Raw genomic sequence first — 20,110 nt, forward strand, 5'->3', positions numbered from 1 at the left:
TCTAAAAACTTGTCTGTAAGTTTAATGCATTAACCGGATTCTGTCAATTCAAAAAAACTTAATAAAATATACACACCCTTCTCCTCCTGTAAAAGGGGTAATCGCGAAAAGCAAGTACTTGATTGCAGCAATTTTTTCTCTAAAACATTTTTTATACATTACACCTATTAGCCCCATACTAAAAGGGGAAGCGTTCTCCATTTCCTGTCTAGGGCGTTCTCGTTGTTCTATAACTGCATTTACATTAAAATAAATATGTACGCTATTACATAATTGAAAAGGTGTTTCTTGATGCTTGAAGAAATATTAACTTCCAATCAAACCATTTTACTAACAGCTTTGTTGTTGATTATAAGTGTGGTCGTAACGAAATTCTCTTCACGACTAGGTGTTCCATCACTTGTGTTATTTATCGCTGTTGGGATGCTTGCGGGAAGCGACGGCTTTAATTTCATCTATTTTGACAACGCAGGACTAGCTCAAACGATAGGAACCTTCGCCCTGATTATTATCCTGTTCGAAGGGGGTTTAGAAACCAATTGGGGCACAATCCGGAAGGTAACCAAGCCTGCTATTTCGCTTGCAACGCTCGGTGTATTAATTACCTCCTTACTTGTTGGAATAGCAACTAAATTAATTATCGATGTGTCGTGGCTCGAAGCCTTTCTACTCGGATCCATTGTAGGTTCAACAGATGCTGCGGCCGTATTTGCTGTATTAAAAGGTAAAAATATTAACGATAAGTTAGAGGCAACATTAGAAGCAGAATCAGGTTCTAACGATCCAATGGCTGTCTTTCTAACACTGGCATTTATCCAAATTATACAAGAACCAAATCCAAACTATTTCACTATTGCTGGAAGCTTTTTCTGGCAAATGGGAGCTGGATTTGTGATTGGACTAGTCATTGGGAAAGTGGGCAGCCTCTCCATCAACAAAATTAATTTAGATTCCGGAGGGCTATACCCTCTATTTGCCATTTCCTTTGCGTTGTTAACCTACAGTATTAGTGCACTGATGGACGCAAGTGGACTATTGGCAGTGTACACAGCCGCCATCGTAATTGGGAATTCTGAGCTTACGTACCGCCACTCCATCCTACGATTTAATGAAGGCTTTACATGGATGATGCAAATTGTGATGTTCGTTATTCTTGGTCTCCTTGTATTCCCGTCACAGCTCTTTACATTGGAAATTGTGCTGAAGGGATTCTTTATTGCCTTTATCCTTATCTTTGTGGCAAGACCAGTTGCAACCTACATCTCCCTATCGTTTCTCAAGTTTAATAATAAAGAGAAGTTGTTTATTTCGTGGGCTGGGTTACGAGGAGCAGTTCCTATCGTCTTAGCTACCTACCCGCTATTAACAGACATCACTAACAACCAATTACTATTTAACATCGTTTTCTTTATCGTACTGTCGTCTACCTTAATCCAAGGATCCACCATTACAATGCTGGCCAATAAGCTTAAGCTAGTTGGAAAAGAAAAATACAACCCAATCCATTCTTTAGAATTAATATCGATTGGTAAGACCAATGTAGAATTAGTCGAATATCATGTAAATGAACATAACTCTATCAATGGTTATACGCTGGAGGAAATTAATTTTCCAGAAGGAACGCTGATTAATGCGATAATTCGGAATGGTGAAATAGTTACCCCATTCGGACAGACGAAGATACAAGAAGGAGATTTCCTGTACATTCTTGTTTCTAAGCAGAATAAAAAAGAACTGAAGAAAGTATTGGATAATGAGAAGATATTATCTCAGATATAATCTTTATCTTAAGGTAGCAGTAAAGGCATTGCTGAAGCAATGCCTTTACGTATGCAGAAAAACAAGCTTCTTGGGAATAGGACCAGTTTGGTCATGCTCCCCTTAGAACACGCTTTGGTGCTTTTTTAATCTGCTTTGCTGATTTGATTTGCTACGTTTCGTCATAAATACAAGCAGTCCTATCCCCCCTACCATGAGAATGACACCGATCCATGATGTTAGGTTCAATATTTCTCCTAATAGGAAGACGCCTAATAGTGCAGCTGTTAAAGGCTCAGCTAGAGAAAGAGTCACAGCAGTTGAAGACGCAACATGACGAAGACCGATAGCAAATAGAAGGTACGCGGCACCTGTAGCAATCATTCCCAGATGAAGACTGACCAGCATTCCCCTTCCTGTTAGAATCCATTCCATATCTAATACAAACACGAAGGGAGAAAGTAAGAATGCACTTAGCGTAAATACCACAGCAACCAACATAGTAGGATGATGTGTACTAGTTAACTCTCGGCTAGCAAACGTATAGACCGCAAAGGATAATCCAGCCCCTAAAGCCATTACGATTCCATTCGGGTCCACGCTTACAGATTGCGTATTCATAAACAGCAGCATACAGCCAAGGATGGAAACAAAGGTGGAGCACCACCATACAGGAGAAGGTCGTTTTCTTGCAAACATCCATTCTATCGCGCCTGACAGAACAGGCGCACTCCCTATAGCCACCACCGTACCTACCGCAACCCCTGTAATAGTTACTGCAGAGAAAAATAATGGCTGATAGGCAGCCATGCTCAAGGCTGCTATAGCCGTTGGTTTTTTGGGCCATTGTTTCCAATTTACCCTTCCCATTAGTAAAGCAATCACCAGCATAGATATACCCCCCACAGCTAAACGAGCTGCTCCAACTGCAATTGGATGGGTTTGATCTGGAGCCAGCTCTTGAGCTGTACCAGTTGTTCCCCATAACATAGCAGCAAACAATATCCATAAAGCCCCCGTCTTATCCTTCATCGTTTTCCTCCTATACGTGAATTAGAGCCATTAGTAAAAGTTAAAAGCGCTTTGCAACGAAGCCCACAAAAAAAGAAGCTTAGACTCATCATAAAGAAAGTGCTCTATGCTTTCTTTACCGAGTTTAAGCTTCTTTTAGCCTTTTTGAATTATTCGATATTGTTTTGGAGTATTACCTTCGTTTTTTACAAACCATCTTGTGAAGGAGGAAGAGTTTTCAAAGCCTAACTCTTGGCTAATGGTTGTCATGGACCATGAGGTGGTACCTAACATTTGCTTGGCTTCATCCAAACGCAATTGATTGATGTAGACACTTGGACTTTTCCCTGTCTTTCGTTTAAACCATGCGGAATAATAAACAGGGTGATAATGCTCCATTGCAGCTAGCGTATCTAACGTAATCGCTTCTTTGTAATGGTGATGAATGTATTCTATGGAGGGAGAGCCAGACTTTCGCAGCTGATGAGAAACATATCCTGTTAAATCCCTAATGCCTGATGAATTCTGTTCACGATGACTAGCCTCTTCCAGCAACAAGTAACGTATAGACTTCCATTGTTCATCTAGTGGGATATACATGATCTCTAAGGCATTGGTTACAAAGGTATATGGCATATCTAATATGAGAAATTCATTACGTACATTAGAACGATAGACATGCTTGAAATGCGGTGGCAGGTAAAAGCAATAATCTGCATTTAGATGAAGACGTTGCTGTTCTGTTTGAATATCTAAGCTTCCTTCTAGCGGAAACAGGAATTGGCCATATTCGTGGGTATGAGACTGGAATTCCTTAGAATATGTTCTCTTCTCACACACCACTTCATTACGTAATCCGATAGCAATCTCCCCCTTTTATGAAACGATACATGCACTACTTCCCCCTTCTAAAGAACATCCCAACACAGGACCATGCCTATACTTCAATTGTATATCTCATGAGGATATTTTCATTATATAGAGAAACCATCTGAAGTAGAAGTCAGATGGTTTTTGAAGGAATGATGAATTGGTACAATCTAGAATCGGGTTATGAGTATGCTTGTTGTAGAGCGATATGTAAACTTCTTTGAACATCAGCTTGGAATTCGAGTAGTGTCGAAAATAAAAAGCACTCCTGATGCGGAGCGCTTTTTTCTATACTATTAATGCTTCATGTTGTTCGTAGGCATTTGAGCTGGTCCTTGCGTTTTGGAAAAGCCATTAATCATCGCTGTCATATCCTGCTCGTTCAGTTGAGGAACTTGATAGTATCGATGCTTGTTCTGGTATAGGAAAATTTCGTATGCCATTTCCACATAGTTTGGAACGCTATCTGCCATGACACGACGAACTACTGGATTGGTTACTTCAACAGAAGTCATGGTTAGCAGGGAAGCTGTCGATTTTATAAGGCCAAGCATGTGACCCGTAATTCCAGCATCCTTCACTTCGCTTAACGAACGATTTGGTTTCTTCGGCTGAGTTGGTGTAATCCCGTACACTACTTCATTGCTTTGCTGCATTTGATATTGCTGTGTAGGTACTTGAGGATCACCGCCTGTAGAGAACGCCTCTACAGTAGTATTGTATTGCTGCTCAATGAATTGATATTGGCGGTCTAGTATGTCTAACAGCTGTGGGTCTTGGACGTATTGTCGGAACATCATATACTGATCCAATACATTGATAATCCCGGCTAATACTTCATGTAAATCAAATACTTCATGACCTCCATGGATCATATGCTGTGGCATCCCCTGAGGTACCCCTTGCCCTGGCTGTCCCTGTGGGTTGTTTGGTGGTTGTTGATTCATATTTTTCCTTCCTCCTTCATTCATTGTCACCCCTTTAGTATGGTGTGGATATACAAGATTATGTAAGAAAGTAACCAAGACAGAAAATTCTGCTTACACGTGTTTCGAAAAAAGATTATTGACTATACACGACCACCCTGCTAAAGTATCAAAAGTAGCGTTACAAACGCTAAGATACCTAACAACACTACACTTCACTTCATTCCTTGTATAAGTTTGGGAATACGGCCCAAACGTCTCTACGAGCTACCGTAAATAGCTTGGCTACAAGGGATTACGTTTATCTAAATAGATAAGCTATCCCTTTGTAGACATCTAGCTTCGGTAGGCCCTAGCCTAACGGAGCTTTTTTTATAGGCACCTTTACCATGAAAAGGAAGAAAACCATACTTTATATTTCCTGATAGGTGCGTACTACCATTTGTTAAAGGGGGAAACGACTCATTGCAACGTATTAGTCAATATTTTCAGTTTCATGAACGCAATACAAATTTCAAGCAGGAAACGATTGCTGGCATGACAACTTTTCTTGCTTTAGCTTATATACTTGTTGTAAATCCTACCGTCCTCAGTGAAGCAGGAATGGACAAGGGTGCTGTATTTACAGCAACTGCATTAACCATCATTTTCGGGACTCTAATGATTGGTATTTTTGCCAATTATCCCATTGGAATTGCTCCGAGTATGGGATTAAATGCCTTCTTCACCTATGGTGTGGTTCAGTCCTTGGGTGTAGAGTGGGAAGTAGCGCTTACCGGTGTTTTTATTGCTGCTATCCTCTTCATGATTTTAAGCCTCTTAAAAATAAGAGAGAAAATTATCAATGCCATTCCGCAGGATTTAAAGCATGCTGTTGCCGGTGGTATAGGTTTCTTTATCGCCTTCATCGGCCTTCGGAACGCAGGGCTTGTTACACAAAGTGATGCTACGATTGTACAACTTGGGACCTTAACTGCTCCTTCGACAATGCTGGCTATTTTCGCATTTATTATTACAATTCTAATGCTTGTGTATGGATGGGGTGGGGCTATTTTCTACGGTATCATTCTTGCAACAGTAGTTGGCATTCTGTTCGGAATCATCCAGCCCCCTGAACAAAATGTCGGCAGCATTCCAAGCTTAGAACCAACCTTTATGGTTGCGGTCCAGCCGGAGTATCTTACTCAAGCGTTTTCCCCAGAAATACTGCCGGTCATCTTCACCTTTTTATTTGTAGCCTTCTTTGATACAGCGGGGACATTGATTGCTATTGCTTCACAGGCAGGTCTGGTGAGGGATAATAAAGTACCTAATGCAGGAAGAGCACTCCTTTCTGATAGTACTGCCTCAACAGTAGGAGCTCTTCTTGGCACATCGACTACAGCTTCCATGGTTGAATCCTCCGCAGGTATCGGGGCAGGGGGCCGTACTGGTTTTTCTTCTGTTATTATGAGCGTTTTTTTTGGATTAGCTATTTTCTTCTCCCCTATTCTGGAGATTATTCCAACCAGTGTCACTGCACCGGCGTTAATAATCGTTGGTTCTATGATGGCTACAGAGGTTAAGCAAATTAACTGGGAGAGAATGGACATTGCTATTCCGTCCTTCATTACCATTATCATGATGCCCCTTACGTATAGTGTAGCTACGGGCATTGCGCTAGGGTTCATCCTATATCCTTTGACGATGCTTGCTGCTAAGAGAAAGAAGGAAATTCATCCACTTATGTACGTCATGTTCCTGCTATTTATCGTATATTTCTGGATTAGTCCGTAAAGGCATAAGGGTAAGAAGAAAACCACGGCTGGAGGAACACCTCAAGCCGTGGTTTTATATGGTCGTTAAGCCTTTGAAGCTCCAACTGATTGGTCTGGTAATTTCCATCTCAGGAAAATGTACATGGTACACTTGCTTTTGCTCCTCGATGCTCTCAATTTTCCCTTCGCCGAATACTGGGTGTTTAACCAGCGCACCTACTTCATAGGAGGCTTCCTTCTGTGGTGCCTGCTGGAGCTTTCGGTTCATCCGTATTACTTCCTTGGCCTCTTCTTCGAGGTCCCGATCTATTACACCCACTCGCTTATATAACCCATCCTCTAACTCAAAAATAAAGCGAGAGGGGTACTTTTTCTGCCCTCGTCCCGTAAAGCCTTCCGATTCTGTCAGATACAGCTCCTTTTCTGCTCTTGTAATGGCTACATAGGCCAGTCGACGCTCCTCCTCTAGAGCATATTCCTTTCGATCTCTTAACGAACGCTCATTAGGCAGTATGCTTTCTGTAAGTCCGATAAGAAAGACGTACGGATACTCTAACCCTTTTGCTGTATGAATAGTCATCATCTTAATGGATTCCTTCTCATCTTCCCGGTCATTTTCCGTATAAAGAGTGAGCATTTGCAAGTAATATTCCAGCGAGACATCCTCCCCATACGCCTGTTCATACTGGACAAGCGACCGTTGCAGCTCCATCACATTATCCAGCCTGTCCTGATCTCCATCTTCTCGAATATGAGCCTCATACCCAGTTGCCTGCAGCACATCCTGCAGTAAATCGGATACACTGACTTCCTCCTTCTTCACCTTCAACGCCTCAATAGCATTTACAAATTCAAGCGCCTCTGTTCGAATAAACTGATCATGGTCCAAATTGTTTTTCAATGTCGTATATAACGTCTCTCCAGATTCTTCAGCCCATTGCCGCAGCAATTCTATTCGTTTTTTCCCAATTTGCCGTTTCGGAGTATTCACGATTCTCATAAAGGATAAATCATCTTCAAAGGCCATTAGCTTTAAATGGGCCAATGCATCTTTAATTTCTTTTCTTTCAAAGAATTTGAATCCCCCAAAAATCGAGTACTCCAGATTATCGTTAATAAGCTCCTGCTCCATAAATCGAGAGAGGTAATTGGCACGATACAGTATGGCTATATCGTTTAAGGAAGCACCTTGCTGTTTTACAAGATCCTTGATTTGCCCAACAATCCATTTCGCCTCCTCTTGTTCCTGCTTGCCATGATAATGGATAACCTTTACACCAGAAGGTGCTTCTGTAAACATTTGCTTTTCCACTCGTAACGCATTGTTTTGGATTAGGGAGTTTCCTACTGCCAGTATTTCTGGGGTGGAGCGATAATTTTGATTCAAAAAGATTGTTTGGCAATTTGGATACCAGCGCTCTAGGTGTACAATATAGGCAGGGTCTGCGCCTCTCCATTCATAAATAGTCTGATCAGGGTCGCCTACTACAAAAACATTGCCATGCTTTTCTCCTAAGAGGCGAATCAACTCAAACTGCCGGGAGCTGCTATCCTGAAATTCATCGACTTGAATATAGTGGAGCCGCTCCTGCCACCTGGCAAGGACCTTTGGATATTCCTTAAATAGCGCGAAGGTAAAATTCATTAAATCATCAAAATCCAGTCCATACACCCGCTTCTGCTTCTTTAAATACATTAATAGGATTTTCCGGTCCTGATCCTCCGTATCCTCTGGCTTAATAGGCTGATTCCGATCTATTAACGAATATACATAGCCTGTATCCATTTTTAGTTCGCCTATTTTTTTCAGAATCCGGTTAAATTTACTGTCGTTTATTTTCAGTTGTAATTCTTCATAGATTTCTCTTAGGATAGTTTTTTGGTCTTCCGTATCTAATATTAGGAAGTTCTTTGGATAGAAAAGATGATGAATCTCTTCCCTTAAAACACGGACACAAAAGCCATGGTACGTCGTAATGTATCCTGTGTCCCTCTCGCCTCCAATAATCTTCTTTACTCTTCGCTTCATTTCTTGAGCAGCCTTGTTCGTAAATGTGACACACAACAGATTGGAAGGTTCAATTCCAAGTGCATTAACTAGATAAGCATACCGACTGGTTAACGCCTTCGTCTTGCCCGAACCAGCTCCAGCAATAACTCGAATAGGACCTTCTGTGGTTGTTGCAGCTAGACGCTGCATTTCATTTAAGCCATGTAACATATTAAATGGTTCCGTCATACTAATCCCTCACAGAACGTTTGTTTGCCATTAGTATACTACACTCTCTGTTAATAATGAAGTCACACTTCCTATTGTTGATATTTCAAAAGCTCTGAAACGGTAACAAACGAATAACCATCTTGTTTAAGAGCCTCCACAATTCCTTTAACAGCTTCCATGGAATACTCCACATCATCCTCATAGAGAACGTCCAAGGAAATAATAGCGCCAGGACGAGTATTAGTGGTTACATGTTCTACGATGCTCTCTGGCTCCGCTTCTATCTTGGCATATATTTGTGGTTCAATAGACCACATAATCGTTTCCCTTTGCTGAAATTGTAAATATAGGGGAAGGACTAGCAGCTTTTTACCGTACGGAGGGCGAAACGGTATCGTATCTTCATAGCCAGCTTCTCTAATCAGCTGGTCGGTTTTTTCAATTTGCTCTTTAATCCAAACGGGACTCTTTAAGACCATTCGTTCATAAGAGTACCCTTGATTACCTAGCTGGTGAGGTGATTTCACAAGTGGGTCAAGCTGGTCAGAATGCTTGACAATCGTACTTCCATTCAGAAAGAACGTTGCCTTCACGTCCTCGTCTGCAAGAGTTTCTAATAATTGCTCGGTTTGTTTGGAGGGTCCGCCATTAAAGGTAAGAGCTACAACTTTTTCCTTTGTTTCCACTTCCGTTACAAGCTTTCCCGCCACCTGAACGGTTCTAGCATTCATTAGATGATAACTAGAAAAGAATACAATAAAAAAGACCAAAAGAGACACCAGTGCATAGTTCATTAATTTCCTCACGAAGTTATCGCCTCTTTATCATTTAGTAGTTTTTCACTATATTATGTAGCCTATTAAGCTAGAGATGAAACACATAGTGTTACTATTTTTTGCTGCCATCCAACGATATACTTCATTACGTTCTTTCAAACAAGGATACTCTACTACATATAAACCCGTTGCAAATAAAAAAACCTCAAGGATTTTTTCCTTGAGGCATCTTCATTCCATTTATTCAAATTCCATAGCCCAGTTCCCATTCCGAAACACAGGCTCTGTTTCTCCATCATGGGTTATTCCATCAATGTCTAAATCACCAGAACCCATCATGAAGTCTACGTGAACAATGCTATTGTTGACTCCATGCTGATCCAGGCTTTCATTGTTCATATCCGCTCCACCCTTAATGCTGCTAGGATAGGCTTTACCTAGAGCGAGGTGACAGGAAGCATTTTCGTCATATAAAGTGTTGTAGAAAATAACACCGCTTTGAGATATTGGAGAATGATGCGGTACAATCGCTACCTCTCCTAGCCTTCTTGCCCCTTCATCCATATCCAGCAGGTTTTGCAGCGTATCATACCCCTTCTCTGCAGTGAAATCTACGACCTTTCCTTCTTTAAAGGTTAGTGAGAAATTCTCGATTAGATTACCACCATAACTCAACGGTTTCGTACTGGAAACCGTTCCATTCACACCATATTTATCAGGAAGCGTGAATACTTCTTCAGTTGGCATATTGGCATTAAAGGAAATACCTCCTTCCGTTTCTGAGGAACCGCCCTTCCACTTATGCCCTTCAGGTAATTGAATTTCTAGATCTGTACCTGGTGCTTTATATACTAGCTTTTTAAATTGCTTCTGATTTAAAAAGTCCCTCGCCTTTCCAAGAATAGCATTATGCTCATTCCACGCTGCAATAGGATCATTCTGGTTTACCCGAGTAATATCGAATATGTGCTCCCAAAGCTTATCGACAGCAGCCGCTTCTGATTCATGAGGAAACACTTTTTTCGCCCATTCTGCATTAGGAATAGCGATGATAGACCAGGATATTTTATCGTTCATCGTGTATTGGCGAAAATTCTGCATAGCCTCGCCTGATGCTTTATTTGCTGCTGAAATTCTCGTTGAATCAATACCCTTCAATAAATCAGGATTCGTACCACGTATAGAAAGGATAGCAGCTCCTTCCTCCGCAAAGGAATCATACATATCCACTTTCCATTCAGGTACTGACTCAATTACCTCTTGATTGGCATGTTCAAACCAAAGACGCTGCATAGTGTCATCAGTCCAATTAATATGTACATTTTTCGCTCCCATTTCATAGGCTTTCCTAGTCACTATTCGTGCTAGCTCTACACCTTCTACTGGCGCATTCATCATTAATGTTTGATTTTCCTGAAGGTTTACTCCAGTCCTTAAAGCAAGTTCCGCATATTTTTCTAATTGCTCCTGTGTGGGCATCCTATAGTCCTCCTTTAAATGTGCTACCTATAGTAACAAACTGAAGATAGCTATGGAAAGATAACGGTTTTTCCATTAGTAGTTTTGCTAGTCAATCATTTAGCTGCATAGATATATCATACCCTTTTTCCTTCATTAAATGAAAGCGTTATCCAAAGGATTACATACAAATAGACAAATCCTTCTATCATTCTACAAGTTTCTATAATTACTTATCATTCTCGATTATTCTAGCAACTTTTTTCAACATGCTTCTTTCTCTCGATAACCCTTGTATATCAATGGTTTGTACAGTTCAATCATATAATTCTATTGATGTTATTGAAAAAGATTGTACAATTTATTCTGTACAAGTTTTCTATCCTATTGTATGATAAGTACTGTTAACACATAGAAAGGACGATTTGATGAAATCCAAAATTATTGACTGGCCCACGTTTATAGGGGCATTCTTCTTACTGTTAGCCGTAACAGTGCCACTCATTATTTTTCCTCAACAAGGACAAGAATACGTCCTGGCGGCAAAAGATTACATGACACAAAACTTCGGTGTCATCTTTATGATTGTCGGTTTAGGTATATTTTTATTCCTCATTTATGTTGCCTTTAGTAAAAATGGTCACGTTAAACTAGGTGACAAGGACGAAAAGAAAGAATTCAGTACCTTCTCCTGGGCTGCGATGCTTTTCTGTGCAGGTATTGGTTCTAGTATTTTATATTGGGGTACCATAGAATGGGCTTACTACTACCAATCCCCTCCATTTGGTTTAGAGGGTGGATCCCAGGAAGCAATTCAGTGGGCAAGTGCATACGGTATTTTCCACTGGGGACCTATCGCTTGGGCAATCTACACTTTACCTGCCTTACCAATCGCATACTTTTATTATGTTAGAAAGAAACCCGTACTTAAAATTAGTGAAGCATGTCGCCCTTTAATTGGCCGTCACGCAGATGGACCACTCGGTACATTGATTGATGTTTTATTCATGTTCGGTTTAATGGGTGGTGCAGGTACAACACTCGCACTAGGTACTCCTATGATAGCGGAAGGTATTTCCTCCCTGACAGGCCTTGAAGTAACACTAGGCTTACAGACTGCTATTTTAGTAGTATGTACCGTCATCTTTGCTGTTAGCTCTTATACTGGCTTGAAAAAAGGAATCAAAGTATTAAGTGACGTAAACCTTTGGCTGGCATTTTTCCTGCTAGGATTCGTGTTTATTTTCGGACCTACTAAATTTATCGCCGAAACTACTACCAATAGTGTTGGCTTAATGCTGGATAATTTCTTCCACATGAGTACCTGGACAGAAGCATTCGGCGGACTGGGAGGTTTTGAAAATACCGGCTTCCCTGAATCCTGGACTGTGTTCTATTGGGCATGGTGGCTAGTCTATGCACCTTTCGTCGGTCTCTTTATAGCGAGAATTTCAAGAGGCCGTACTATTCGCCAAATGATTATTGGAACTATTTTATACGGTACACTGGGCAGTATTTTATTCTTTGGTATCATCGGAAACTTTGGCATGTACATGCAATTAAGTGGTTCCTTTGATGTTATTGGCGTATTAAATGACCAGGGAGCACCAGCAGCTATTATCGCTGTGCTTGGACAGCTGCCAATGGCACCACTCATGATTGTTATTTTTACTGTGCTAGCCATTATCTTCCTGGCTACCACATTTGACTCCAGCTCTTACATTCTGGCATCCGTAGTGCAAAAGCAAGTAGAAAGCGAACCACTACGCTGGAACCGTTTGTTCTGGGCATTTGCCTTGTGCCTGTTGCCATTAACGCTTATGTATTTAGGTGGACTGGGTACACTGCAAACAGCAAGTATTGTCGGTGGATTCCCACTGCTAATCATTATGATTCTATTAGCGTGGTCATTTATGAAGGCTTCTAATGCTGATATTAGAGCATCAGACGATTATGAACCGAAAACCATTAATTTGGATTCTCGTAAGATCCGCAATCGCCTCAAGCGCAAAAAGGATTCTAATGATCAAGATACACGAGTTGGATAAGCAGTATAACAAAGCACGTACCTTCACTAGGTACGTGCTTTTTGTAGGATATAAATGTCTATGCATAATCTATTTGACGATTGGCAATTTTCCAGGTGCCATCAACAAACTGATAAGTTACGGTAATAGTGTATTCCCCATCCATATCTGTAGTGTTCTTCTGAGTTAATTTGTAACTGCTACTTGTAACTTTATCTAATGTAAAAGGTATAGAGGGATATACACGAATTGGCAGATGTCCAGGAAGAGAATACAATTCCCCATCTTTTGTTTCAAAGCTCTCATCAACATATTTCGTTGCTAAGGAAGATACAAGAACTTTATTAAAATCTTTTAAAATCTCTGATCTTGTATTATAGTTAACAACTTTATTAGTCTCATCTGCTTTTATCTTATATAATTGCCTTAATCTATCCTCTAATTCTGCAACTAAAGGCTTTCCTTTCAGAGATTCTTCCTTTGCTTTTTGTTTCCCATTCTGCTGCTCTTCTTCCGATTCTGTTTGAGGTACTTGTTGTTGATTTGTTTCCTTTTCTTCCGGATCCTGCACTTGCTCATTTGCACCTGCTTGCCCTTCCTCTACTGGGAGTTCCTTAGTGTCAATAGCATCAACAATCCATATTCCATCCTCAGTGGTAATGGTATAGGTTATAAGAATACGTTGCGCTGTACTGTTGGTCCGTTCCTGTTTTAGATAGTAAATCTGTTCCCCCACTTCCTCAAACGTTACCTCGTTCTCATTAGGAAGTAATGGCATCCTATCTACCTCAACAAAGAGACCTTCCTCACGTTCTCTGAAATGCTCTTTCCCATATTGATCAGCTAGACTCGAAGACATGTAATGCTCTAGATGTTGCTTCAATTCTTCTAATGATTGGAATTTCGTTAAGACTCCGATTTCGTTTTGGGATTGAATAATGGTATTGAATGCTTTCTTAAAATCCTCTAACACTAATACCGCTTTTTCTTTAGTTAATATTTCTTCCTCTATCTTCTCCACCTCTACTCTCTCTCCATTACTAGCCTCCACTTCCGATTGTTCTGTATTTGCTTCCCCCTCAGCCGACGTTGCATTGGGAGTACACCCCGTAACCAGAACAGCAGCACTCCATAGAAGCACCATCCCCATCACTTTTCTCACCATATGACATCCCCTTTTCGGTCTTTATCTTTCAGCACCTTTGACGTGCATTGTTCTGAAATGGTTTCATCCTTGTGTGGTTAATTGAGCTCTTTTTGATCCACATCATCAACCTTCCATATCCCCTCTTCCCTAACAAGGGTGTACTGCACCTCTATATGACCGTTCAATTCATTGTCCCACTCTTGTTTAACCACATATGTACTCTCCTCTACCTTCTCTAACTGGAATGGCTCCTGCTCCTTTAAAAATAAAGGACCCTCTGTACTTGTTACAAACAGCCCATCATTTCTTTGAGTAACAAAGACGTCAATAAAGTAATCCGCTCTCTCATCTGATACATAGTGGTCCAAATATGCCCGAATTTCCTTTACAGACTGATATTTTTTAAAAGATCCATCCTCCCTGACATTCGTTATAATTCCATTAAAGGCACGCTCATAGTCTTCCAGTATTACCTTCGCTTTCCCTTTATCTAACCCCTCATTATCAGCTGTGAACTTCTTTTCTTTTGGTTTTGAATCTTCTGGAGCTGTTGTTTGTTCCTTCTCTTTCTTCTCCTTCTGTACGGATTCTTCCGATTGGATGCCCTTTTCGAGACCTTCTCCGCTACATGCAGCAGCACCACTTAAGAGTATAATGAAACTTGAGAAAAGCAAGGTTTTCATCGTATCTCTCCTCCCATTTGGTTTATGCATTAGACGTTAAGTTTAAAGTCATCGTTTCATTCTCAAACTATACTCATAAACACATCGTATTATTTCCTTTTTCCTGTATGGTCATTTATGATGAGAAATAAGAGAACAAAAAAGGTGGTGTAAAGATGACAGACGCAAAACAACTTTCTCAATATCTTTACGAGCAGGCTCCCTATATTACACAAGAATGGCTGGATATGCGTAAGAAAGGAATCAATTCGATCTACGCTGCTGATGCAGGAGACCATCTCGAGCGTCAATTAAGAGAGCATAACGAAAAACTCATACATGCTATTATTAATTACTTCTTATATGACGAACAAACAGCACATCAAGAATTAAAGGATTGGGCCAAATATGTTTCGGAGTTAAGGGTGAATGGACAAGTACCTATACACGAGTCCCTGGAACAATTTCGCTTGTTTAGAGGAATTCTATGGGATAAAGTGAAGGGCTTTCTAGTAGCACAAGGCTTAGATTTGGATACAGCTTTACTGTACGGACAAAAGATAAACGACGCTTATGATTTTATGATTCTTCATTTCGTCAAGCACTATGATGAAACCTATTCTTCTCAAATGCAAGCTCAGCAAAATCTCATTAATGAGCTAAGCTCTCCTGTCATACCTATTACAACTAAGGAAGCCATTTTACCGCTCATAGGTGATTTAGATTCTAATAGGACACATTATATTCAAAAGAATACACTGGAGTTGTGCAGCAAAGAACACTATGAAACACTTTACCTCGATATGTCTGGTGTACATACCATTGACACTGTTGTAGCTCAGCACCTATTTCAGCTTATCCAGTCTCTTGAGCTGCTTGGTATTCAATCCGTCATTTGTGGAATGAAGCCAAAGGTGGCACAAGTATCCATACAATTAGGCATTGATTTCTCCAAGATTCCAGTAAAAAGCACGCTCTCTCACGCCCTTGCTGACCTTAGCTATAAACAGCAAGAGGAAGGGTAAGGGGACACTCTTCCTACAATAGTAACACTACATCCTGCTTTATACAGAGCAGGTTTTTTGTTTTGATCCAGATTATAGTTATTTGTTCCGAACAACCCCTTTGGCATGCTTTCGACATCGTTTTCACCTTTCATTAGGGGTGGAGCGTAAGGTAATTAGCTCAACATAGACCCTCTCCTTCTATAAATGAACCACCCTCCATATTAGTAGTAAATATTACCACTTCCTGTTTAAATTTCCACGGAGGGGGAATGAACTCAAATATCCATATAGAAGGAGGATGGTATAGTGGAAAATACAAATATGTGCACCTATTATTTTCAAGATGATGGTGTTATTCCGAATAATCACCAACTACCTCTGGTCCTCTACCCAGGTGTTCTCCATAATGATAAAGATGACATGAATGAAGTGTTTCTGAAGAAGGATTGGCATGATACCTGGATAGGAGGTGTGTTCGATTATCATCATTTTCACAGTACGGCCCATGAGGTATTAGGCGTGTTGAGTGGGGAAGCTACTGTTCAATTTGGCGGAGAGCATGGCAAAGCCGTTGATATCCAGGCTGGTGATGTCGTCATCATTCCAGCAGGTGTTGGCCACAAACGACTCCATGCCACGTCTGAATTCAGAGTGGTAGGAGCTTATCCAGAAGGGCAGTGGAAAGATATTCGAACAGGCGAACACTCTGAAAGACCTATTGTTCTGGATAACATTAAAAGAGTCTCCCTCCCTAAAACGGATCCTGTTTATGGAGAAGAGGGCCGACTATTAGACGTTTGGTCTTAAGCGCTACTGATTATTATGCCGCAGGATGAGGGGGAGATGGCCTCTGTAGAGAGCACCATCCCCTCTTTATCCTTAAGATTTTAGAAACTGCTTTGTTTGGTCGATGATACGATGAAGGTATTGGATACTAAGCATTGAATTAGATGGAACCTCACACGCATGATTTGCACCCTCCAGCTTCACACATGCGACATTCTCCTTCTTATAAAGCTCCTCCAAGGCATTATCTGAGTAATGGGAATCTCTGCTTCCAATAATAAGAAGAGATGGCTGTTGTAGTTGACGTAATGTTTCTCTTACATCACTATCATCAAGCAAGGGGGTCAGCCAAATCGTCTTGGCTTTTTGAAAGGCTTTTCTATCCGTCATTTCAGATACCATTGCTCTTGTCCCTAATGATTTGCCAACGAGACAGAAATGCTTATACCTTCCGTCCTCTAGTGCATGGTGAATACTTCTCTCAACATCAGTTTGAACCCACTCTTCCCGCTCTTCTTGATTCAGGTCATGGAAGGAATCCTTATCATCGTATTTATAATTTACTTGGAAGACATCATATCCTTCCTCTAATAATGCCGATGTCATATAATATAGCACTGGTTTATCCACCGTGTATCCAAGCCCAGGCAGCACAATAGCTAAATGGTCGCTTTTTGCTTCGTGTTTAATATGGCGAAAGGCAACAGGCTGCTCCAAGTATCCTCCAATTACACCTTCTTCAATAACGTACATAAAACCCACCTCTCCATTGGTGTTTTTTCCCATCATAACATCTCTTACTCTCCCTATCTAGCTGGAGTACACGTAATGAAATTCACACCTTACAACCCGCTCTCGAAACCAAGTCTTCCACGATTTATCTATCACGTTAATCCACCAAACATCACTTTAGAGCATTATGAATAAATATCCGCTTCTAAAGTGAATACACCGTTTATACATGCTTAGATGGGCCACGTATTACCCACCCCGTTCACAAGGTTAAGGGTGATTTAGCAGCAATAGTCCGAAACAAAACAACATGCAGAGAAACAAAAGCTTCTCTGCATGCTGAAGAATTTATAACGATGGATAAGCTAAGCGACATAATATTCCATAATCTGTTAACAATAGATGCCGGGGCTTTGGTTGTCATATAAAGTTGACATGTAAAGGAGTTAGTATAGTTTTAGACCCTATAGTAGTAATTATCTCTATTCTATGAGTTACTACTTAGGATGATTAGACTCTATTACTAGAGATACAGAAACTCCATCTTTATCCTATACGGCGTCCTTCATTTGGAGTAAGCCATAAGGAATACCAGCCCCCTTCTTTCACAATTGGGTTTAAGTCACTGATCGTTAAATCGGCTGCATTCGCGATGGAGGTAATGTCAGGCTGGTTTGGCAGTGCATATAAATTAGAATGAGCTGTAAAGAAGCTGTTAAATACAGAGGAAAATGCCTGCCCCTGCTCTAATCCATGAAGTGGAGTAATGACGGAGATGAGACCTTCTTCTTCCAGCCAATTTGAGATATTACCTAACAAAGCTCCTCGAGTGGACGGTTCGACATAGTGGAAAATGTTGTGTAATAGAATCAAGTCTGCTTTTTGCTCGTTAGGATGCCAATTTGTAGCATTTCCAACCACAAATGTAATGTTGTCATAGCCGATGGAGGCTTTTTGGGCATATTCTATCACTTTTTCGTTCATATCCACTCCCACCATTTCAATGTCAGGGAATGTTTCAGCCAGCTTTCGCAGGTAGCCTCCATAGCCACAGCCAATGTCGATAATTCTATTAATCTCCCGCTCGCGAATTAGCTTTCGGATTCTGCGGATAGCAAAGTGCTCTAGTAAGCTGGATGTCTCTGCAACCACACTTCCAAATTTCTCATGATTAAAAAAGGCTCGCTCGCCTGTTTGCATAAATTTTGGATACGCTAGTAGTGTTGGAATATGTAATTCCATCATTTCCTTCAATACTGCTGCTACTTGCTGTCCATCCTCCGTTAGGAATTCGCCGCAATGCTTCTTAGAGGTTCTATAACGTCCGCCTGTCCTCTTCCTCAGGTGCTTAATAGAAACGCCTACTTCTACCCAGCATTGCAACAGGTCTTCTCCAATTTGGTTTGCTTCTGCTACCTCCTGAACCGTCACTGGTGATTGAAATTTCTTAAATAAGTTCAATTCATTTCCCACATAAGCGTGCCATGTATATAGAAACGACTCATTGCGCTTCATCCAATTTCTCGCTCGTAATGCCTTTTGCCAGTCCTTCATGTTAGGTCACCAATCCTTTCTCTCCCATGGATAATCCTCTGTTCTTTCAAAAAAATATTCTAACTGCTCTTCTTCTAATACGGTGCGTTTTCTTTTTGGAAGGGCGCCTATTTGAATGAATCGGTCCAGAATCGTGTTGTCCCAACGTCCTAATCCAGAGATGTTGAGCATTTGCTTCATATGCAAGGTTGGATCTCTTTCCATTTGTTCAATACTCTTTATTCGTATTCTCCTCCACCATTTGTATGGGAAAGAGTATGCCATCGCAGATAAGTGACTTAAATCAAGCAGAAATTGCGCTCTCGGTCGTCTTACTTTTTCATACCATGTCAGCATTTCATGACCCCATTGATTGGTTTCTTTCATATGGGCAATTAACTGTCCTAACACATCCGCATCCTGGATGGCCAGATTCATTCCTTCCCCTGCCATCGGATGCACTGCATGAGCAGCATCTCCTATTAAAGCTACATTTTGGGATACATATTGATCTACATGGTACATTGTTGGAATCATTAATTGGATTCTCTTCCAGGATTGGAGCTCTTTCACATGCTCTCCTAGTGAAGGGCATAACTCCTCATATGCTTTATGGAAATATTCAATTCCTTCCTTTTTCAGTGTTTTATAGGCACCGGCTTTAATTAAGAAAACCGTCCTGATTTGGTTGTCAGGCAAGGGGAACAAGCCTAGGAAACGATGGTTGGTTGTAACAATTTTCCCATTTGTAAAATCCTCCGGTCTCGAGAAGGTGACGGTAAGAAAATGATGGTTATACGTCTTATTTTTTATAGATAAGCCCATTTCATTTCTTGTAGGTGAATTTCTCCCCTCTGCTCCAACATAAATGTGAGCAGACACCCCTTCTATCGACTTATCATCGGTATGCTTGATTTGTGCGACGCCCTGGTCAAATCCGATAAATCTAGCAGGTTGAATGTACCGAAAGTAATTCTTATATTGCTTAGCCTTTTCCAGCATAATCCGTTTTAGCTCCTCATGGGGGATCATTAACGCATAATCGTAGGAGGAGGCAAGTAATCCGTAGTCCATTTTTGTATTACCAACATGCATAGGTGGACTTTCCTGCCTTCTTTGTAATTCAACAAATTCAATTTCCTGGAACGAATGACCAAACGCAAGCACTTCATCTAGCATACCTAACTCATCAAGAATACTTAACGTTTTCGGTTGAAGCAGTTCTCCTTTGTACGAGGGAGAGGCCGCTTTTAATTGTTCAACTACTGCAACATGTACTTGTTGACTGGCGAGTTTGACTGCAAGTGCTAATCCACCGACCCCACCACCGTGAATAAGAACTTCTGTGTCTGACATCCTCTCCCCCCTTCCATATGTATAATTCTTCTATTCCTCTCCCTTGCTTCTATGAAACGTTTCAAGGTGTTCTATATTTCAGA

At 40.9% G+C, this 20,110-nt stretch carries 16 protein-coding genes and 1 riboswitch; of the genes, 5 read left to right on the forward strand and 11 right to left on the reverse strand.

Going from position 1 to position 20,110, the window contains the following annotated elements; genetic code table 11:
* Window positions 1-291 precede the first annotated feature (291 nt).
* The gene (locus tag ACFFGV_RS00535) at window positions 292-1,779 is read left to right on the forward strand and encodes a potassium/proton antiporter (RefSeq protein ID WP_377344568.1); all 1,488 of its coding nucleotides are present in this window, start codon (window positions 292-294) and stop codon (window positions 1,777-1,779) included.
* A gap of 102 nt (window positions 1,780-1,881) precedes the next feature.
* Here ACFFGV_RS00535 and ACFFGV_RS00540 read toward each other — a convergent pair whose 3' ends face one another.
* From ACFFGV_RS00540 to ACFFGV_RS00550, 3 genes are all read right to left on the reverse strand, one after another.
* A complete protein-coding gene (locus ACFFGV_RS00540) occupies window positions 1,882-2,790 on the reverse strand; it encodes an EamA family transporter (RefSeq protein ID WP_377344569.1) in 909 nt (302 codons plus the stop codon).
* Window positions 2,791-2,925: 135 nt separating this feature from the next.
* The gene (locus ACFFGV_RS00545) at window positions 2,926-3,630 is read right to left on the reverse strand and encodes a helix-turn-helix transcriptional regulator (protein ID WP_377344619.1); all 705 of its coding nucleotides are present in this window, start codon (window positions 3,628-3,630) and stop codon (window positions 2,926-2,928) included.
* 305 nt (window positions 3,631-3,935) lie between these two features.
* A complete protein-coding gene (locus tag ACFFGV_RS00550; protein ID WP_377344571.1) occupies window positions 3,936-4,586 on the reverse strand; it encodes a spore coat protein in 651 nt (216 codons plus the stop codon).
* A gap of 186 nt (window positions 4,587-4,772) precedes the next feature.
* Window positions 4,773-4,873, forward strand: a riboswitch (purine riboswitch).
* 166 nt (window positions 4,874-5,039) lie between these two features.
* Here ACFFGV_RS00550 and ACFFGV_RS00555 point away from each other — a divergent pair.
* A complete protein-coding gene (locus tag ACFFGV_RS00555) occupies window positions 5,040-6,341 on the forward strand; it encodes an NCS2 family permease (protein WP_377344620.1) in 1,302 nt (433 codons plus the stop codon).
* Between the two features lie 54 nt (window positions 6,342-6,395).
* Here ACFFGV_RS00555 and ACFFGV_RS00560 read toward each other — a convergent pair whose 3' ends face one another.
* The 3 genes from ACFFGV_RS00560 to ACFFGV_RS00570 all read right to left on the reverse strand — a co-directional run bounded on the left by ACFFGV_RS00560 (window position 6,396) and on the right by ACFFGV_RS00570 (window position 10,798).
* Complete coding sequence (locus ACFFGV_RS00560; RefSeq protein ID WP_377344572.1) at window positions 6,396-8,561, reverse strand: ATP-dependent helicase; 2,166 nt, start codon at window positions 8,559-8,561, stop codon at window positions 6,396-6,398.
* Window positions 8,562-8,632: 71 nt separating this feature from the next.
* The gene (locus ACFFGV_RS00565; RefSeq protein WP_377344573.1) at window positions 8,633-9,349 is read right to left on the reverse strand and encodes a polysaccharide deacetylase family protein; all 717 of its coding nucleotides are present in this window, start codon (window positions 9,347-9,349) and stop codon (window positions 8,633-8,635) included.
* Between the two features lie 210 nt (window positions 9,350-9,559).
* A complete protein-coding gene (locus tag ACFFGV_RS00570; RefSeq protein ID WP_377344574.1) occupies window positions 9,560-10,798 on the reverse strand; it encodes an aminopeptidase in 1,239 nt (412 codons plus the stop codon).
* 407 nt (window positions 10,799-11,205) lie between these two features.
* On the opposite strand from ACFFGV_RS00570, the gene ACFFGV_RS00575 reads away from it, so the two are divergent.
* Window positions 11,206-12,825, forward strand: coding sequence for a BCCT family transporter (locus tag ACFFGV_RS00575; protein WP_377344575.1), 1,620 nt, complete (start codon window positions 11,206-11,208; stop codon window positions 12,823-12,825).
* A 58-nt stretch (window positions 12,826-12,883) separates the two neighbouring features.
* Here the strand turns inward: ACFFGV_RS00575 and ACFFGV_RS00580 are convergent, their stop codons facing one another.
* On the reverse strand, window positions 12,884-13,969 hold the full coding sequence (locus ACFFGV_RS00580; protein ID WP_377344576.1) for a hypothetical protein: 1,086 nt from the start codon (window positions 13,967-13,969) through the stop codon (window positions 12,884-12,886).
* 77 nt (window positions 13,970-14,046) lie between these two features.
* Window positions 14,047-14,634, reverse strand: coding sequence for a hypothetical protein (locus ACFFGV_RS00585; RefSeq protein WP_377344577.1), 588 nt, complete (start codon window positions 14,632-14,634; stop codon window positions 14,047-14,049).
* Window positions 14,635-14,789: 155 nt separating this feature from the next.
* Between ACFFGV_RS00585 and ACFFGV_RS00590 the strand changes: the two genes are divergently transcribed.
* Window positions 14,790-15,638, forward strand: a complete 849-nt coding sequence (locus ACFFGV_RS00590; RefSeq protein ID WP_377344578.1) for an STAS domain-containing protein — start codon at window positions 14,790-14,792, stop codon at window positions 15,636-15,638.
* A 288-nt stretch (window positions 15,639-15,926) separates the two neighbouring features.
* Window positions 15,927-16,427: a cupin domain-containing protein gene (locus tag ACFFGV_RS00595; RefSeq protein ID WP_377344579.1), complete on the forward strand. Its 501-nt coding sequence runs from the start codon at window positions 15,927-15,929 to the stop codon at window positions 16,425-16,427.
* 72 nt (window positions 16,428-16,499) lie between these two features.
* On the opposite strand, the gene ACFFGV_RS00600 is transcribed toward ACFFGV_RS00595, so the two are convergent.
* From ACFFGV_RS00600 to ACFFGV_RS00610, 3 genes are all read right to left on the reverse strand, one after another.
* The gene (locus ACFFGV_RS00600) at window positions 16,500-17,159 is read right to left on the reverse strand and encodes an alpha/beta family hydrolase (protein WP_377344580.1); all 660 of its coding nucleotides are present in this window, start codon (window positions 17,157-17,159) and stop codon (window positions 16,500-16,502) included.
* 525 nt (window positions 17,160-17,684) lie between these two features.
* Window positions 17,685-18,692: a class I SAM-dependent methyltransferase gene (locus ACFFGV_RS00605; protein ID WP_377344581.1), complete on the reverse strand. Its 1,008-nt coding sequence runs from the start codon at window positions 18,690-18,692 to the stop codon at window positions 17,685-17,687.
* Between the two features lie 6 nt (window positions 18,693-18,698).
* Window positions 18,699-20,027: an FAD-dependent oxidoreductase gene (locus ACFFGV_RS00610; protein ID WP_377344582.1), complete on the reverse strand. Its 1,329-nt coding sequence runs from the start codon at window positions 20,025-20,027 to the stop codon at window positions 18,699-18,701.
* Between the last annotated feature and the right edge of the window lie 83 nt (window positions 20,028-20,110).

Origin of the sequence: Pontibacillus salicampi, assembly GCF_042434395.1 — a bacterium.
GTDB classification, from domain to species: domain Bacteria; phylum Bacillota; class Bacilli; order Bacillales; family BH030062; genus Pontibacillus; species Pontibacillus salicampi.

Bases quoted from the DNA above. Each gene is read 5' to 3' on its own strand.
- ACFFGV_RS00535 (WP_377344568.1), top strand. From the start codon at position 292: ATGCTTGAAGAAATATTAACTTCCAATCAAACCATTTTACTAACAGCT.
- ACFFGV_RS00540 (WP_377344569.1), bottom strand. From the start codon at position 2,790: ATGAAGGATAAGACGGGGGCTTTATGGATATTGTTTGCTGCTATGTTA.
- ACFFGV_RS00550 (WP_377344571.1), bottom strand. From the start codon at position 4,586: ATGAATCAACAACCACCAAACAACCCACAGGGACAGCCAGGGCAAGGG.
- ACFFGV_RS00560 (WP_377344572.1), bottom strand. From the start codon at position 8,561: ATGACGGAACCATTTAATATGTTACATGGCTTAAATGAAATGCAGCGT.
- ACFFGV_RS00570 (WP_377344574.1), bottom strand. From the start codon at position 10,798: ATGCCCACACAGGAGCAATTAGAAAAATATGCGGAACTTGCTTTAAGG.
- ACFFGV_RS00575 (WP_377344575.1), top strand. From the start codon at position 11,206: ATGAAATCCAAAATTATTGACTGGCCCACGTTTATAGGGGCATTCTTC.
- ACFFGV_RS00580 (WP_377344576.1), bottom strand. From the start codon at position 13,969: ATGGTGAGAAAAGTGATGGGGATGGTGCTTCTATGGAGTGCTGCTGTT.
- ACFFGV_RS00585 (WP_377344577.1), bottom strand. From the start codon at position 14,634: ATGAAAACCTTGCTTTTCTCAAGTTTCATTATACTCTTAAGTGGTGCT.
- ACFFGV_RS00590 (WP_377344578.1), top strand. From the start codon at position 14,790: ATGACAGACGCAAAACAACTTTCTCAATATCTTTACGAGCAGGCTCCC.
- ACFFGV_RS00600 (WP_377344580.1), bottom strand. From the start codon at position 17,159: ATGTACGTTATTGAAGAAGGTGTAATTGGAGGATACTTGGAGCAGCCT.
- ACFFGV_RS00605 (WP_377344581.1), bottom strand. From the start codon at position 18,692: ATGAAGGACTGGCAAAAGGCATTACGAGCGAGAAATTGGATGAAGCGC.
- ACFFGV_RS00610 (WP_377344582.1), bottom strand. From the start codon at position 20,027: ATGTCAGACACAGAAGTTCTTATTCACGGTGGTGGGGTCGGTGGATTA.